Source organism: uncultured Jannaschia sp., from assembly GCF_947503795.1.
Classification (GTDB): Bacteria; Pseudomonadota; Alphaproteobacteria; order Rhodobacterales; family Rhodobacteraceae; genus Jannaschia.
The window spans coordinates 1,997,450-2,011,474 of sequence record NZ_CANNEZ010000001.1; the positions used below are offsets into that span (position 1 = coordinate 1,997,450).

The 14,025-nt window shown below is 68.6% G+C and carries 14 protein-coding genes; 4 read left to right on the forward strand and 10 right to left on the reverse strand.

Annotated elements, in window-relative coordinates; all coding sequences use genetic code 11:
* Positions 1–7 precede the first annotated feature (7 nt).
* Entirely contained in the window at positions 8–1,342 is a 1,335-nt protein-coding gene (gene dddP / locus Q0833_RS10435; RefSeq protein ID WP_298433718.1) for a dimethylsulfonioproprionate lyase DddP, read from the forward strand.
* Positions 1,343–1,384: 42 nt separating this feature from the next.
* Here the strand turns inward: dddP and Q0833_RS10440 are convergent, their stop codons facing one another.
* From Q0833_RS10440 to Q0833_RS10485, 10 genes are all read right to left on the reverse strand, one after another.
* Positions 1,385–2,731, reverse strand: coding sequence for a mechanosensitive ion channel domain-containing protein (locus Q0833_RS10440; protein WP_298433721.1), 1,347 nt, complete (start codon positions 2,729–2,731; stop codon positions 1,385–1,387).
* Between the two features lie 7 nt (positions 2,732–2,738).
* Positions 2,739–4,229, reverse strand: coding sequence for a phosphomannomutase/phosphoglucomutase (locus Q0833_RS10445; protein WP_298433724.1), 1,491 nt, complete (start codon positions 4,227–4,229; stop codon positions 2,739–2,741).
* A 161-nt stretch (positions 4,230–4,390) separates the two neighbouring features.
* Positions 4,391–5,926, reverse strand: coding sequence for a capsule biosynthesis protein (locus tag Q0833_RS10450; RefSeq protein ID WP_298433727.1), 1,536 nt, complete (start codon positions 5,924–5,926; stop codon positions 4,391–4,393).
* Positions 5,919–6,572, reverse strand: a complete 654-nt coding sequence (locus tag Q0833_RS10455) for an ABC transporter ATP-binding protein (protein WP_298433730.1) — start codon at positions 6,570–6,572, stop codon at positions 5,919–5,921. The genes Q0833_RS10450 and Q0833_RS10455 overlap by 8 nt, the downstream gene beginning before the upstream one ends.
* 172 nt (positions 6,573–6,744) lie before the next feature.
* Positions 6,745–8,043, reverse strand: a complete 1,299-nt coding sequence (locus Q0833_RS10460; protein WP_298433733.1) for a Na+/H+ antiporter NhaA — start codon at positions 8,041–8,043, stop codon at positions 6,745–6,747.
* Positions 8,044–8,169: 126 nt separating this feature from the next.
* On the reverse strand, positions 8,170–8,787 hold the full coding sequence (locus Q0833_RS10465) for a hypothetical protein (protein WP_298433736.1): 618 nt from the start codon (positions 8,785–8,787) through the stop codon (positions 8,170–8,172).
* Positions 8,788–8,892: 105 nt separating this feature from the next.
* A complete protein-coding gene (gene groL / locus Q0833_RS10470; protein WP_298433739.1) occupies positions 8,893–10,539 on the reverse strand; it encodes a chaperonin GroEL in 1,647 nt (548 codons plus the stop codon).
* A gap of 69 nt (positions 10,540–10,608) precedes the next feature.
* On the reverse strand, positions 10,609–10,893 hold the full coding sequence (locus Q0833_RS10475; RefSeq protein WP_298433745.1) for a co-chaperone GroES: 285 nt from the start codon (positions 10,891–10,893) through the stop codon (positions 10,609–10,611).
* Positions 10,894–11,007: 114 nt separating this feature from the next.
* Positions 11,008–11,253, reverse strand: coding sequence for a helix-turn-helix transcriptional regulator (locus Q0833_RS10480; protein ID WP_298433748.1), 246 nt, complete (start codon positions 11,251–11,253; stop codon positions 11,008–11,010).
* Positions 11,253–11,789, reverse strand: a complete 537-nt coding sequence (locus Q0833_RS10485; protein WP_298433751.1) for a hypothetical protein — start codon at positions 11,787–11,789, stop codon at positions 11,253–11,255. Before Q0833_RS10485 ends, Q0833_RS10480 begins: the two co-directional genes overlap by 1 nt.
* A gap of 76 nt (positions 11,790–11,865) precedes the next feature.
* On the opposite strand from Q0833_RS10485, the gene Q0833_RS10490 reads away from it, so the two are divergent.
* From Q0833_RS10490 to Q0833_RS10500, 3 genes are all read left to right on the forward strand, one after another.
* Complete coding sequence (locus tag Q0833_RS10490) at positions 11,866–12,435, forward strand: hypothetical protein (protein ID WP_298433754.1); 570 nt, start codon at positions 11,866–11,868, stop codon at positions 12,433–12,435.
* Positions 12,436–12,527: 92 nt separating this feature from the next.
* Positions 12,528–13,106 (forward strand): uracil-DNA glycosylase family protein, encoded by a 579-nt coding sequence (locus Q0833_RS10495; RefSeq protein WP_298433757.1) that lies wholly within the window; start codon positions 12,528–12,530, stop codon positions 13,104–13,106.
* Positions 13,107–13,161: 55 nt separating this feature from the next.
* Positions 13,162–13,926 (forward strand): SseB family protein, encoded by a 765-nt coding sequence (locus Q0833_RS10500; protein WP_298433760.1) that lies wholly within the window; start codon positions 13,162–13,164, stop codon positions 13,924–13,926.
* Positions 13,927–14,025: the final 99 nt, after the last annotated feature.

The following is a 14,025-nucleotide window of genomic DNA, read 5'->3' on the forward strand; positions in this document are numbered from 1 at the left end:
GCGCAGCATGAAGGACCACTATCGCGACAGTCGCAAGATCGACCCGTCCCGCGGCACGACGCTGGGCGACGGCACCCCCAACGATCAGAACCGGGTCGAGATCGGGCCGACCCCGCTGGCCTTCGCCGAATGGGCGGCGGCGGGGCTCGCGCTGCCGCATCTGCCGACGATGCGGCGCTATCGACTGGATCGTCTGACCGCCGCCTGTGCGGCGCGGGGCTATGGCGGCCTTCTGCTCTTCGATCCGCTCAACATCCGCTACGCGACCGACTCGACCAACATGCAGCTCTGGAACGCGCATAATCCGTTCCGCGCGGTGCTGGTCCGGGCCGACGGTCACATGGTCATCTGGGACTACCGCCCGGCGATGTTCCTGTCGGAGTTCAACCCGCTCGTGGCCGAGCAGCGGACCGGCGCGGATCTCTTCTATTTCGACCGGGGCGACGGGCTGCCCCGCGCCGCCGCGACCTTCGCCGCCGAAGTGCGGGACCTTCTGACCGAAGGCGGCGCGCCACTTCGGATCGGGGCGGACAAGCCGATGATCCATGCGCTCCGCGCGCTGGAGGCCGCCGAGATCGAGGTCCATCCCGGCGAGGAGGCGACCGAGAAAGCCCGCAGCGTGAAGGGCCCCGACGAGATCGCAGCCATGCGCTGCGCCCTCCATGCCTGCGAGGCCGCGATGGCCGAGATGGAGGCCTTCGCCCGCGCGGAGGTGCCCCGCGGCGGCGTCACCGAGGCCGATATCTGGGCCGAGATGCACGCCGCAAACATCCGGCGTGGCGGCGAATGGATCGAGACGCGGCTCCTGACATCCGGGCCGCGCACCAACCCGTGGTTCCAGGAATGCGGCGGCCGCGTCGTGTCCGAGGGCGAGATCCTCGCCTTCGACACCGATCTCGTGGGGCCCTACGGGATGTGCGCCGATCTCAGCCGGACGTGGTGGCTGGGCGACATGTCGGCCCGCGGCGACATGATCGACGCGATGCGCCACGCGCTGGATCATATCCGCGAGAACGAGGCGATGCTGGGCCCCGGCGTGCCGCTGCGCGACCTGACCTTCGGGACCCATGTCCTCAGGCCCGCGTTCCAGGCGCAAAAATACGGCTGCCTGATCCACGGCGTCGGGCTTTGCGACGAGTGGCCGCTGATCGTCTATCCCGACCACCATGTCGACGGCGCCTTCGACGCCTACGCGCTGGAGCCGGGGATGACGCTCTGCGTGGAGGCGCTGGTCTCGCCCGAGGGCGGCGATTTCTCGATCAAGCTCGAGGACCAGGTGCTGATCACCGAAGACGGGGTCGAGAACCTGACGCGCTACCCGTTCGATCCGCGCCTGATGTGAGGCCGGGCCGGGGGACGCCCCCCGGACCCCCAATCTCGACGCCTATTCCTCGGGGGCCGCGTGGGTCAGCAGGTCGTCCTCGACCGCGCGCCGCTCCTGATGGACCATCTTCTCTATGCTGCGATCGACGGACACGTCCTCGGGGGTGGGCGGCGGCGCGGGCGCGTCGGGTTCGGCCTCGGAGACCACGATCTCGCCGCCCCGGCCCTTCTGGTCGGGAAGGTCCAGCACTGGCAGTCCGCCGCCGGTGAGATTGAGGCGGTAGGTCGGCTCGGGCAGACCGATATCGGCTTGGGTCAGCGCGGCCATGACAAGGCGCAGCGCCTCTCCGCGGGCGACATTGAAGTTCGATTGCGCCTGGTCGATCCAGCCGTAGAATTCCATCGTGATCGTGCTGTCACCGGACTCCGCGATCCAGACCTGCGGCGGCGGGTCGGCCAGCACGAAGTCCAGCCCGCCCAACGTCTCCATCCCGATCCGCTTGGCCTCGGCCAGGTCGTCGTTCGGGTCGATCCCCAGCGCAAAGCCGAAGCGCCGTTCGGCGTTGCGGGTGTAGTTGATGATCTTGGCCTTGAAGACAAACGAGTTCGGAAGCCGCAGGTGGTTGCCATCCGGGTCGAGCAGAATGGTGGCGCGGCTGGTCAGGCGGATGACCGACCCCAGCGAGCCCTCGATATCGACCACGTCGTTGGGCCGGAACGGCTGGCGAAGGGACAGCATGACCGAGGCGATGAAGTTCTCGACCGTGTCGCGGACCGCGAAGCCGACAGCGAGGCCGACGATGCCCGCCGCACCCAGAAGGCCCGTCAACACGGCCGTCGCGTTCAGGATGTCGAGTGCGACTACCACGCCCGCCAGCACGAAGGCGAGCCGCAGGATCAGGCGGTAGATGTCCCCGATGAAGGCATTGGGCGCAAGCCGCCGCCAGGGTGCGTCCCAGCGGGCCAGCGCGAAGCCCAGCGCGATGACAATCAGCCCCGCCGTGATCGCCACGAGGAGGAGCGGCAGGTAGGCCACGAACTGCGCGATCCGGTCGCCGAAGCGGTCGAGCACGGGATCGAGCCGGGTGGCGACCTCGGTGTTCTCGGTCACCTCGTTCTCGATCGCGACGACGCCGTCGACCCGCGCAGCCAACTCGTCCAGCCGGTCGATGGAGTCCGCGTCGAGCACCTCGCCAGAGAAGGTCACGATGCCCTCGCTTACCGTTACGGTGACGTCGCCGAAGCCGTCGAGCTCGGCGATGATGCCCTCGATGCGGCGGTCGATCGCCGCGTCCGAGGCCCCGTCCTGCGCAGTGGAGATCGTGCCGGACGGCTGCGCGGGAGCCTCCTGCGCGGCGGCGGGACCGCCGTGGAGGAGTGCGGCGGTGAGGATCAGCGCGCGGAGCACGGGCGCTTCAGAACGTTTGATCGTAGTCGCCGACATTCGGCTCCTCGCGGATGATGGCGTCGAGATCGGCGAAGATGGCCCGCAGCTCGACCTCGCTGTCGGGGCTTTCGCAGACCACGACGAGGTTCGGTGTGTTCGACGAGGCGCGCACGAGGCCCCAGGCCCCGTTCTCCAGCATCACCCGCGCGCCGTTCACCGTCACAACATCGACGATCCGGCGTCCGCCCAACGTCCCCTCGCCCGTCATCGGAACGATCCGGTCCACGATCCGCTGCAGCGTGTCGTATTTCTCGGTATCGGGGCAATGGGGCGAGAGCGTCGGCGTGTTCCAGACCTTCGGAAGCGCCTTTCGCAGATCGGACATGGCCTGGTCGGGGTTACGGTCCAGAAGCTTGCAGATCTCGACCGCGACGCGCGCCCCGCAGTCGTAGCCCCGCCCGATCGGTTCGGCGAGGAAGTAGTGCCCCGACTTCTCGAACCCGGCCAGCGCGCCGATCTCGTGGACGCGGCGTTTCATGTGGCTGTGCCCGGTCTTCCAGTAATCGGCCTTGGCGCCGTTGGCCTGAAGCACCGGGTCGGAGGCGAAGAGGCCCGTGGACTTCACATCCGCCACGAAGGTCGCGTTCGGGTGCAGACCGCTCAGGTCGCGCGCCATGATGACACCGACGATATCGGCGAAGATCTCCTCGCCTTCGTCGTCGACCACGCCGCAGCGGTCGCCGTCGCCATCGAACCCGAGCGCAAGATCCGCGCCCGACGCCTTCACCGACGCCGCCATGTCGTGCAGCATCTCCATTGCCTCGGGGTTGGGGTTGTAGTGCGGGAAGGTGTAGTCGAGCTCGTTGTGGTTGGGCACGACCTCGACCCCGATCCGCCGCAGCACCTCGGGCGCGAAGGCCGAGGCCGTGCCGTTGCCCGTCGCACAGACCACCTTGAGTGCGCGCGACATGCGAAAATCGCCCACGAGGTCGTCGATATAGGCCTCCATCACGCCGTCCACCCGTTCCCAGCGGCCGCCGTCGCGGGCCTCGCCCCGACCCTCCAGCACGATGCCCTTCAGCTCGTCCATCTCGTCTGGGCCATGGGTCAGTGGGCGCTCGAACCCCATCTTCACGCCGGTCCAGCCGTTCGGGTTGTGGCTCGCCGTCACCATGGCGACAGCGGGCGCGTCGAGGTGGAATTGCGCGAAATAGGCCATCGGAGACACGGCGGGGCCGATATCCTGCACGTGGATGCCGGCCTGCGTCAGCCCGAGGATCAGCGCCTGCTTGATGGCCAGCGAGTAGTCCCGGTAGTCGTTCGCCACGGCGATCCGCGGCTCGATCCCGCGGGCGTGCATCTGGGTGCCCAGCCCGAGGCCCAGCGCGGTCACGCCGGGCAGGTTGATCTCCTCGGGGTATTTCCAGCGCGCGTCGTATTCGCGAAAGCCCGTGGGCGCGATCATCGGGTCGCGCAGGAAGGCCCAGGTGTTCGGAGTGACGGTGGTATGGGGTTTCATCGGGACCTCGGCGTGCTTGTCCCGGCAGACCTAGCGGTGCGGCGGCGGGTTGCAAACAGGGCCGGGACCTTTGCGCGCCAAATGGCCCGGAGGCTGCGCGAGGGGGCCCGCCCCCTCGCCCAGACCAGAGCCGTGCGGCCGCGTGCGGCCGCGCCGCCGGATCAGCCGGTGACCTGCTCGCGCAGGATGGCGGCGGTCAGCGTCATCATCAGGTAGATGCCCGAGAAGATCAGGAACGCGAGGATCGTGCTCTCGAAGGCGCGGGGATAGGTCGGCTCGTCGGGCTGGACGGGCGGCACGGGCGTCGAAAGATAGCGCACCTGCCGGTTGGCGGCGATGCGGCTGACCTCGAGCTGCTGGGCGGCCTGCTGCAGGAGAAGCTGCCGCGTCACCAGATCCTGCTGCGCCACGGCCAGCTCGGCCGTTACCCGTGCCAAGCTGACGTCATCGGCGGCGCCATCGGTCAGGCTGGACCGTAGCGTATCCAGTTCCTGCTGAAGGCGCGCGATATTGGCCGTGGCCACCTGAACGCGCGTCGCATTGGGCCGCGCATTGGCATTGAGCTGGTCGAGGCGCAGGCGTTCGGCCCGAAGCTCGGTCTCGATCACGCCGATCTGGCTGTAGCTGTTGGAAACCTCGGCCTCGGCCGAGACGACGCCCAGCTGTTCCTGCAGGTCGACGACGCGGGTCTGCGCCTCGAGCATCCGGCCCTCGGCCGAGGCGAAGCTCTGCTCGGCGCCGGCCATCTGGTCGTCGCGCAGCCGCGAGGTGAGGTTGTCGACCTGCTCCTCGGCATAGCCGATCAGGGCGCGGCTGAAGGCGGCCGAGACGTCAGGATCGGCGGCAATCACTTCCATCTTCAGGACGCCCTCGGTCGGATCGTATCCGATCTCGACCATCCGTTCGTAAAGCTTGTAGGCATCCTCGGAGCTTGCATCCGGCTCCAGCCGCTGAAGCGCGTCGATCTCGGGTTGTGCGAAATGCGCCCGGAAGCCGAGATCGCGGTCGAGCCGCTGGAACGCGTCGCGCGACAGAAGGTAGCCCTGCACCGAGATGCTGTCCTGCTGCGTGGCCAGCCCTGTCCCCGAGAAGAGCCCGCCCAGCCCAGAGGCGCCCGCGGATGCGGTATCGGCCTGCTGGATGATGAATTCGGACTTGGTCGCGTACATCGGCGTCGCGAGGACGTAGTAGTAGAACCCCGCGATGAAGGTCGGCAGGGCCACGAAGAAGCCCAGCCGCGTCAGCAGAAGCGCCAGCTTCCGGCGGCGGCGGCGCATGATGTCGCGCTGGATCTCCATAATCTCGCCTGCGCGGGCGCGGTCGTCGAGAACCTGGGCCGACGGCTCGGCCGGCAGCGGCGCGGGCCGCGCGATGGCCGGGACGGCAGCGTCGCCCGAGGTCTCGCCCGGCACAAGTTCCAGCATGTTGGACCGCTCGAACGGGTCGATTCCGCGCGCACGCAGTGCTGCGACGGCCTCGTGGTCCGAGGCGACCTTGATGCCGTGCTTTTGCGCGATACGTCGCGCCATCCGGAGCTGGCGGCCCGTCGGCTCGGCACCCTCGGCGGGATTGGCGTCATTGGCGGCCGGTGCGATCACGGTCATGCCCGTCTCGGGCAAGCCGCCCTCGGGCACCTTGACGCCAGGGCGATTGAAGCCCGCGTCGGGGCGAATGCGGAATTTGCGGGCCTTAGGCATCGTATTCGTACAGCCTCCGCGCCTCGTCCAGCGTGTCGAACTGGTGCAGCTTGCCGTCGCGCAGGACGGCGGCCGAACTCGCGAACCGCTCCAGCACCTTGGGCTGGTGGCTGACGATCACGACCGTCGCCTTCTGCAGCCGGTCCTTCAGGATCGACCCGGCCTTGCGGTTGAACTCGGCATCGGTGGTCGCGGGCATCCCCTCGTCGATGAGGTAGATGTCGAAATCGAGCGCCAGCAGCAGCGCGAAGCTGAACCGCGCGCGCATCCCCTGGCTATAGGTGCCGACGGGCATGTCGAAATATTCCTCCAGCCCGCAGACATAGCGGCAGAAGGCTTCGACGTAATCCGCGTCCAGCCCGTAGAGCTGCGCGATGTAGCGCGCGTTCTCGGTCGCGGTGTTTCGGTTGACGATGCCGCCCATGAAGCCCAGCGGAAAGGACACGCGGGCGCGGCGGCGCACTTCGCCCTCGTCCGGCTTCTCAAGGCCCGCCATCATGTTGATGATCGTCGTCTTGCCGGTGCCGTTGGGCGCGAGGATGCCCACCGACCGTCCCATATCCACGCGGAACGACGCGCGATCGAGGATCACCTTGCGCTGTTCGCCGGTCCAGAAGGACTTGGATACGTTGTCGAATTCGATCATCGGGATCCCGAATCATTCATTAACACGACGTCCCCGGCACGGGTCCGCCCTGACCCATGTGGTAACCATGCTTTCCGTCAACAATGCGATAACACCGTGCGAAACGTGATCGCCGGGCGCAGAAAGCGGGGCGTTTCCGGGGCGGTCCCGCGGGCCCGCCCCGCCCGTTTGATCACCCGTGCTGCTTTTGGACCTTCGTCAGCTTGCCGACAACGATGCTGATCGCCGCGGCCGCGAAGCTGAGGAGCGCGCCCATCTTGGCCGCATCCTGCACCGGCCCCGGATCGAAGGCCACCGAGGCCACGAAGAGCGAGACGGTAAAGCCGATCGCCGCCACGCAGCCGATGACGAAGAGATCGACCGTCCGCATTCCCTGCGGCAGCCCGAACTTGAGCGTATGCGCCCCGATATACCCGAAGAGCAGCACGCCGAACGGCTTGCCGATGATCAGACCCGCCAGCACGAGCCATGTCGGCGCCGAGATGGCGGAGAACTCGACGCCCGCATTCATCAGACCGAAGAGGAAGAGCACGATCTCGACCGGGTGCTTGAGGAGGTGCTCGGTGTGGTTGAGAAGGTCGGTCAGGTACTGCTCGGCCTCGGCGAAGATGCCGAAGGCGCGGTCCGCATGGGGCAGCGTCGGCACGATCGGCAGAAGACCCAGCGCCGGGTGCAGACCGGCCTGCGCGAAGCCGAACCAGCTCAGCGCGCCCGCGATCAGGTAGGGCCACCATGACAGCTTCTGGCGCACCCAGGTCGATCGGGGGCGCAGTTGGTCGCCGCGATCCAGCCGCCGCGGCAGCCGGTTGAAGAGGTAGAACACGCCCAGCGCCGAGACGAGCGACAGGAGCAACCAGATCGGCGCCAGCTCGCCCTCGGGGTAGAAGATCGCGAGGATGATGAGCCCCGCCGCGTCGTCCGCGATCGCCAGCAGAAGCAGGAACCGCACCGCCGGATGGCCCGCGCCGAACACGATCCGGCCCACGAGATATGAGAAGGCGATGTCGGTCGCCGTCGGGATCGCCCAGCCGTTCGCCACAGCGTCGAAGGTGGTCGAGCCGAGGATCGCGGCCAGTCCAAGATAGACCGCGATGGGGCCGATCATGCCGCCGAGCGTCGCGAAGAGCGGGGTCGCCGCCTTCTTGCCGCGCAAGGAGCCATTGTCGAGGATCACGGCCTCCCAGACCTCCTTGCCCGCGATGGCGAAGAAGAAGGCCATGAGGATGTCGTTGACGAGGTAGTGGACCGTCAGGACCTTCGCCGTCTCGGCATGGCCGAACAACTCGGCATCCTCGCCCATGGCGACTTCCCAATGGTGCAGGTCGTAGCCGATCAGGTCGTTGAACCACAGCGGCCACTCGACCATCAGGTGATACGAATGGGCGTCGGTATTGGCCCAGACCAGAGCGATCAGCGCGCCGAAGATCAGCAGCAGCGAATAGTTCGTCAGGAAGTTCCAGACCCGGTACATGAGCGCCCCTCTCGTGTCGTTGCGGAGCGTGGTAGCGAGTGGCGCCCTGAGCGGCAAGCGCGGCGCCGGTATCGGGGGCAAATAGGGGAGCGGCGGCCACGCCGCCGGGCACGGTCCGGCCGCGCGCTATTCGCTGGCCCCGGTCGACAGGAAAATCGGCCCGAGATTGGTGTTGCGCAGCCGGTCACGATGCAGAAGTTCGCCATCCGCGATGTAGAGACGGTCGAGCAAGTAGTCGCGTGGGCCGTCCTCTGTCTCGAGCCGGAGCGCGTCGCCGTCTCCGGTCGCGACGATGGCGGCCGTTGGGTCGTTGGCCGCGACGCTCTCGAGGATGCCGCGCACATCGGCCGGATCGGTAATCCGCTCGACCTGGAAGAAGCACACCGCCTCGTAGGCGCTGCCGCCCACCAGCGCCGTCCCTCCCACCACGAGCGTCGCGGGGGCCATCAGGATCGAACCTATCGTGCCCAATGTGCCGCCAGCCCCGGCCACGATACCGGCGGCGGTCGACGCGCCAGCGGTCGCCGCGCCGATCATCGTCAGGCCCGAGCCCTCGTGGACCAGCGTGTAGTAGCTCGCCGTCGTCCGCGCGGCCTCGACCCCCGCCGCGGCCCCGCCTGCGATGGCGCCCGCCGCGATCGCGCCGAGACGCGACGGCTTGTAGTCGCAGGCGGCGGCCTGCGCGGCCTGCCCCGTCAGCGCGACCAGCATCGCGGCGGCGCAAATCTGCATGGATCGGGGCATCGCATCCCTCCCTCGGGCTCGGGTCGTCCCCGAGAGATGGGGTCCACCCCCGGACAGAAAAAGGGCGCCCCGAAGGACGCCCTTTTCCGTTCCGTTCGCGGAGGCTTACATCATGCCGCCCATGCCACCCATGTCGGGCATGCCGCCACCGCCGCCCGCGCCGCCGTCCTTCGACGGCTTGTCGGCGACCATGGCTTCCGTCGTGATCAGCAGACCGGCGACCGAGGCCGCGTCCTGCAGCGCGTGACGCACCACCTTGGCCGGGTCGATAACGCCGAACTTGAACATGTCGCCATATTCCTCGGTCTGCGCATTGAAGCCGAACTTCGGATCGGTGCTCTCGCGGACCTTGCCGGCCACGACCGAGCCGTCGACGCCCGAGTTCTCGGCGATCTGGCGAAGCGGGGCTTCCAGCGCCTTGCGGACGATGGTGATGCCGACGTTCTGGTCGGAGTTGTCACCGGTCAGGCCTTCGAGGACCTTGCCCGCCTGCACGAGGGCCACGCCGCCACCGACGACGATACCTTCCTGGACGGCCGCACGGGTCGCGTTGAGCGCGTCATCGACGCGGTCCTTGCGCTCCTTGACCTCGACCTCGGTCATGCCGCCGACGCGGATGACGGCGACGCCACCGGCCAGCTTGGCCACGCGCTCCTGCAGCTTCTCACGGTCGTAGTCCGAGGTGGTCTCCTCGATCTGGCCGCGGATCTGGGCGACGCGCGCCTCGATCTCGGCCTTGTCGCCCGCACCGTCCACGAGGGTCGTGTTGTCCTTCGTGATCGAGACGCGCTTGGCAGAGCCCAGCATGTCCATCGTGACGTTCTCGAGCTTCATGCCGAGATCGTCCGAGATCACCTGGCCACCCGTCAGGATCGCGATGTCCTGCAGCATGGCCTTGCGGCGGTCGCCGAAGCCCGGTGCCTTGACGGCGGCGATCTTGAGGCCACCGCGCAGCTTGTTGACGACGAGCGTGGCCAGGGCCTCGCCCTCGACATCCTCGGCGATGATCAGGAGCGGCTTCTGCGACTGGATGACCTGCTCGAGGAGCGGGACCATCGGCTGCAGCGACGAGAGCTTCTTCTCGTGCAGCAGGACGATCACGTCCTCCAGCTCGGTGGTCATCTTGTCGGGGTTGGTCACGAAGTAGGGGCTCAGGTAGCCGCGGTCGAACTGCATGCCCTCGACCACGTCGGTCTCGGTCTCGAGGCCCTTGTTCTCCTCGACGGTGATGACACCCTCGTTGCCGACCTTCTGCATCGCGTCGGCGATCTGGCGACCGATTTCCGCTTCGCCGTTTGCCGAAATGGTGCCGACCTGCGCGACTTCGTCGCTGTCGGTGACGTCGCGGGCCATGGCACGGATCTGCTCGACGACCTTCGAGGTCGCGAGGTCGATGCCGCGCTTGAGGTCCATCGGGTTCATGCCGGCGGCGACCGACTTCATGCCTTCGACCACGATGGCCTGGGCCAGCACGGTCGCGGTGGTGGTGCCGTCACCGGCCTCGTCGTTGGTGCGGGAAGCGACTTCCTTCACCATCTGCGCGCCCATGTTCTCGAACTTGTCCTCGAGTTCGATCTCCTTGGCGACGGAAACGCCGTCCTTGGTGATGCGCGGGGCGCCGAACGACTTGTCGAGGACCACGTTGCGGCCCTTGGGGCCCAGCGTCACCTTGACGGCGTTGGCGAGGGTGTTGACGCCCTTGAGCATGCGGTTGCGGGCGTCGGTATCGAATTTCACGTCCTTGGCGGCCATGAGAATCTCCTAGAATTGAATGGGGGGATCGGTCTTCGGCTGGTGCAACGGGCGCGGCGGCCCGGTCGCTCACATGATGCCGAGGATGTCCGATTCCTTCATGATCAGCAGCTCTTCGCCATCGAGGGTGACCTCGGTGCCGGACCACTTGCCGAAGAGGATCTTGTCGCCGGCCTTGACCGACGGCGCGATCAGCTCGCCGCTATCCTTGCGGGCGCCTTCGCCGACGGAGACGATCTCACCCTCGGCGGGCTTCTCCTTGGCGGTGTCGGGGATGATCAGACCGCCCTTGGTCTTCTCGTCGGATTCGACGCGGCGGACCAGAACGCGGTCGTGCAGCGGTTTGAAAGCCATGTGAGCCTCGTAAGCTTGATGTTTCTCCCGTTGTCACTCACCCGGGGGGAGTGCCAACGAGCGGTAGGTATGAAGCGTCGAGGGCGGAGTCAACCGAGGCGTGCGACTATTCGCTCAGGCCACGCCGCCGTCGTTGGGCGGCGGTCCCGCGGGCCCGTCCGGCGCATATTCCAGAAGGTCGCCGGGCTGGCAATCCAGTTCCCGGCAGATCGCGTCCAGCGTCCCGAAGCGCACCCCCCGCGCCCGCCCGGAGCGCAGCACCGAAAGGTTCTGCTCCGAGAGACCGATCCGCGCCGCGAGATCGCGCGACGTCATCTTGCGCCTCGCCAGCGCCACGTCGAGCCGCACCACGATCCCCATCAGATCATGCCCCGGTTGTCGCGCCAGAGATCCGCCCCGAGCGAGAACGCCCGCGCCATGAATGCCGCGAGCAGGGCCGCCAGCGCCGTCGACACCTGCGACGATCCGAGGCTGATCCCCAGCATCCGCTCGCCTTCGGGGTAGTGCCACGTCGCGATCCCGGTGGCGGCCATATGCGCCAGCACCCCGACGATGAGCACCGACCAGAGCCAGCGCGCCGCCCGCCGCGCCGCCAGCGACGCTCCCGCGGGGTCCAGCCAGCCCAGCGCCGCGAAGGTCTGCCGCATCGCGCCCGCAGCCCCCAGCCAGAGCCCGAGCTGGCCCGCGACCAACAGCGCGAGCGCCATCGCCTGCCAGGTTGCCATGCCTTCCGGATTCGCCCCCGCGAGGCCCGCAAGCCAATGACCCAGCACCATCGGCGTGTTGGCCGCCGCGGCCACCAGCACGAAGATGCCGGCCACAAGGAACGCCTGAACCCCCGTCAGGACAAGGGTCAGCGTCCGCGCCGAACGCTGCAAACCGGTCGTGTCGATCATATTCCGTCTCCCAAATCGAATATGAATGTTTTACATTCAATATCCAATGATTCGCAATGTATGATCGGATGATATCATGAAGACAATCCTGCCGCTCCTGTTTCTGGCCGCCCTCGGGGGGTGCGACGCGCTCACGCCGTCGGGCCTCGTGGCAGCCGCCCGGCTCGATCCGCTGACCACCTCGCCCGACCAGGTCGCGCTGGCCGTGACGGTCCCTGACACGGTCCGCCTCCGATCCGGCGACGCGGTCCTGTCGCTCGCCTTCCGGGCGGACGGCGCGGACATGCCCGCCGTTTCCGAAACCGTGCCCCTGATGATCGCGCCCGCAACCACCGCGTCCCCCGGCACCCGCCGCTACGTCGCCCGCATCGCCCCCGCCGACGCACCCCGGCTGGCCGCAGCGCAGAGCGCCATCCGGGCGCTTCGTGCCTCCGGTACCGAGGGTGCGGGCAGCCTCGGCGTCTCGGTCGAACGCGGCTGCACCACTGCCCCCTTGGGCGACACGCTTCCGATCTCGACCGCGATCCGCACCGATCCCGATGCGCCCTTCGTGCCGCTCACGCGGTCCGTGGATGCCTTCGAGCGTCTCCCGCCTGCCGAGGCCGCGGCCCTGCGCGCCCGCTTCGCCCCCTGCGACGCGCTCTGAGCCTGCGACGCGCGGGGCACCAGTCCGCGCGCCGAACTCCGCCAGCGGCCGCGCCCCCTTGGCCCGCCGCCGCTCGCACCTACCTGCCCCGGATGCCCGTCACCGACGACATCGCCGCCTGCCGCCACTGCGCCGACCGCTTCGCCGCGACCGCCAGTGGACACCGTCCCCGGCCGGTCGTCTGGTTCCGCCCCGGCGCGCGCATCCTGATCGCAAGCCAGGCCCCCGGCATGCGGGCGCATCTTTCGGGAAAGCCCTTCGACGACCCTTCGGGCGTGCGCCTGCGCGATTGGATGGGCGTCGATGGCGACACCTTCTGGGACCGCGACAACGTGGCCGTCGTGCCGATGGGCTTCTGCTTTCCGGGCTACGACGCCAAGGGCGGCGACATCCCGCCCCCGAAAGTCTGCGCGGCGAAATGGCGGATAGCGGCGCTCGATCACGCGGGCGACCCGCCCGTGACGCTGCTGATCGGCGGCTATGCGCAGGACTGGCACCTGGGTCGCGGGCGCGTCACCGACCGGGTGCGCGACTGGCGCGCCCTCGCCCCGCGCACATGGTGCCTGCCCCATCCGTCCTGGCGGAACACCGCATGGCTGAAGAAGCACCCCTGGTTCGAGGCCGAGACCCTGCCCGCGCTCCGCGCCGCCATCGCCGACACGCTCGCGTGACGCCGCGCGAACGATCCGCTAGGGGGCGGGACCGACCAGAGCCGACGGATCCCGCATGACCGACCCCACGCCCCTCGACCGCGCCCACCTCCAGGCCGAGGCGACCGGCGCCGATACCGACCGGCTCGCCTTCTGGAACGCGCTGGCCGAGGCCGAGCTGCATCTCCTGCTCGACGCGGCCACGGACGACGCCGTCACCCCGCGCCTCGTCGAGATCGAAGGCGCGCGCTATGCCCTTGCGTTCGACCTGCCCGAGCGGCTCGAGGCCTTCGCCGGCGCCGCGCCCACCGCCACGCTCTCGGGCCGCCGCCTCGCCGCGATGCTGGCCGCCGAGGCGCTGGGCCTCGCGCTCAATCTCGACGACGCGCCCTCGGCCCAGCTTCTCCCGCCCGATGCCATCGGCTGGCTTGCCGACACGCTCGCCCAGGCCCCCGAGGAAGCCGAGCGCCGTATCGCCGAAGTCGCCCCCCCCGGCGGCCTGCCCGATGCGCTTCTGACGGCGCTCGACGGCAAGCTGACCCTCGCCGCGGGCCTCGCGCGTATGGCCTATCTTGCGGGTGTGACCTACGAGGATGGCGCACGCGGCCACATCCTCGGGATCGTCGACCCCGTCCCCGGTGCCGAGCCCGACCTTGCCCGCGCCGTCTCGGAGGCGCTCGTCTTCTCGGGCCTCGACGCGGGCCAGATCGACGTGACGTTCCTGCGCGCCGCCCAGCCCCTGGCCGCCAGCCTCGCCCGTCACGGCCTCCGTATCGACCTGCCCCGCCCCGAGCCCACCGGCCCCGCACGCGACGCCGGCGCTCCGCCACGCCTGCGCTAGCCCGCCGCGCCGTCGGGGTCGCCCGGGCCTGCACCGATCGGCCAAATCGCCGCCCCGCGACCTGAGCCGCGACCGCGGTCCATCTCCCCTCGGTGCAAA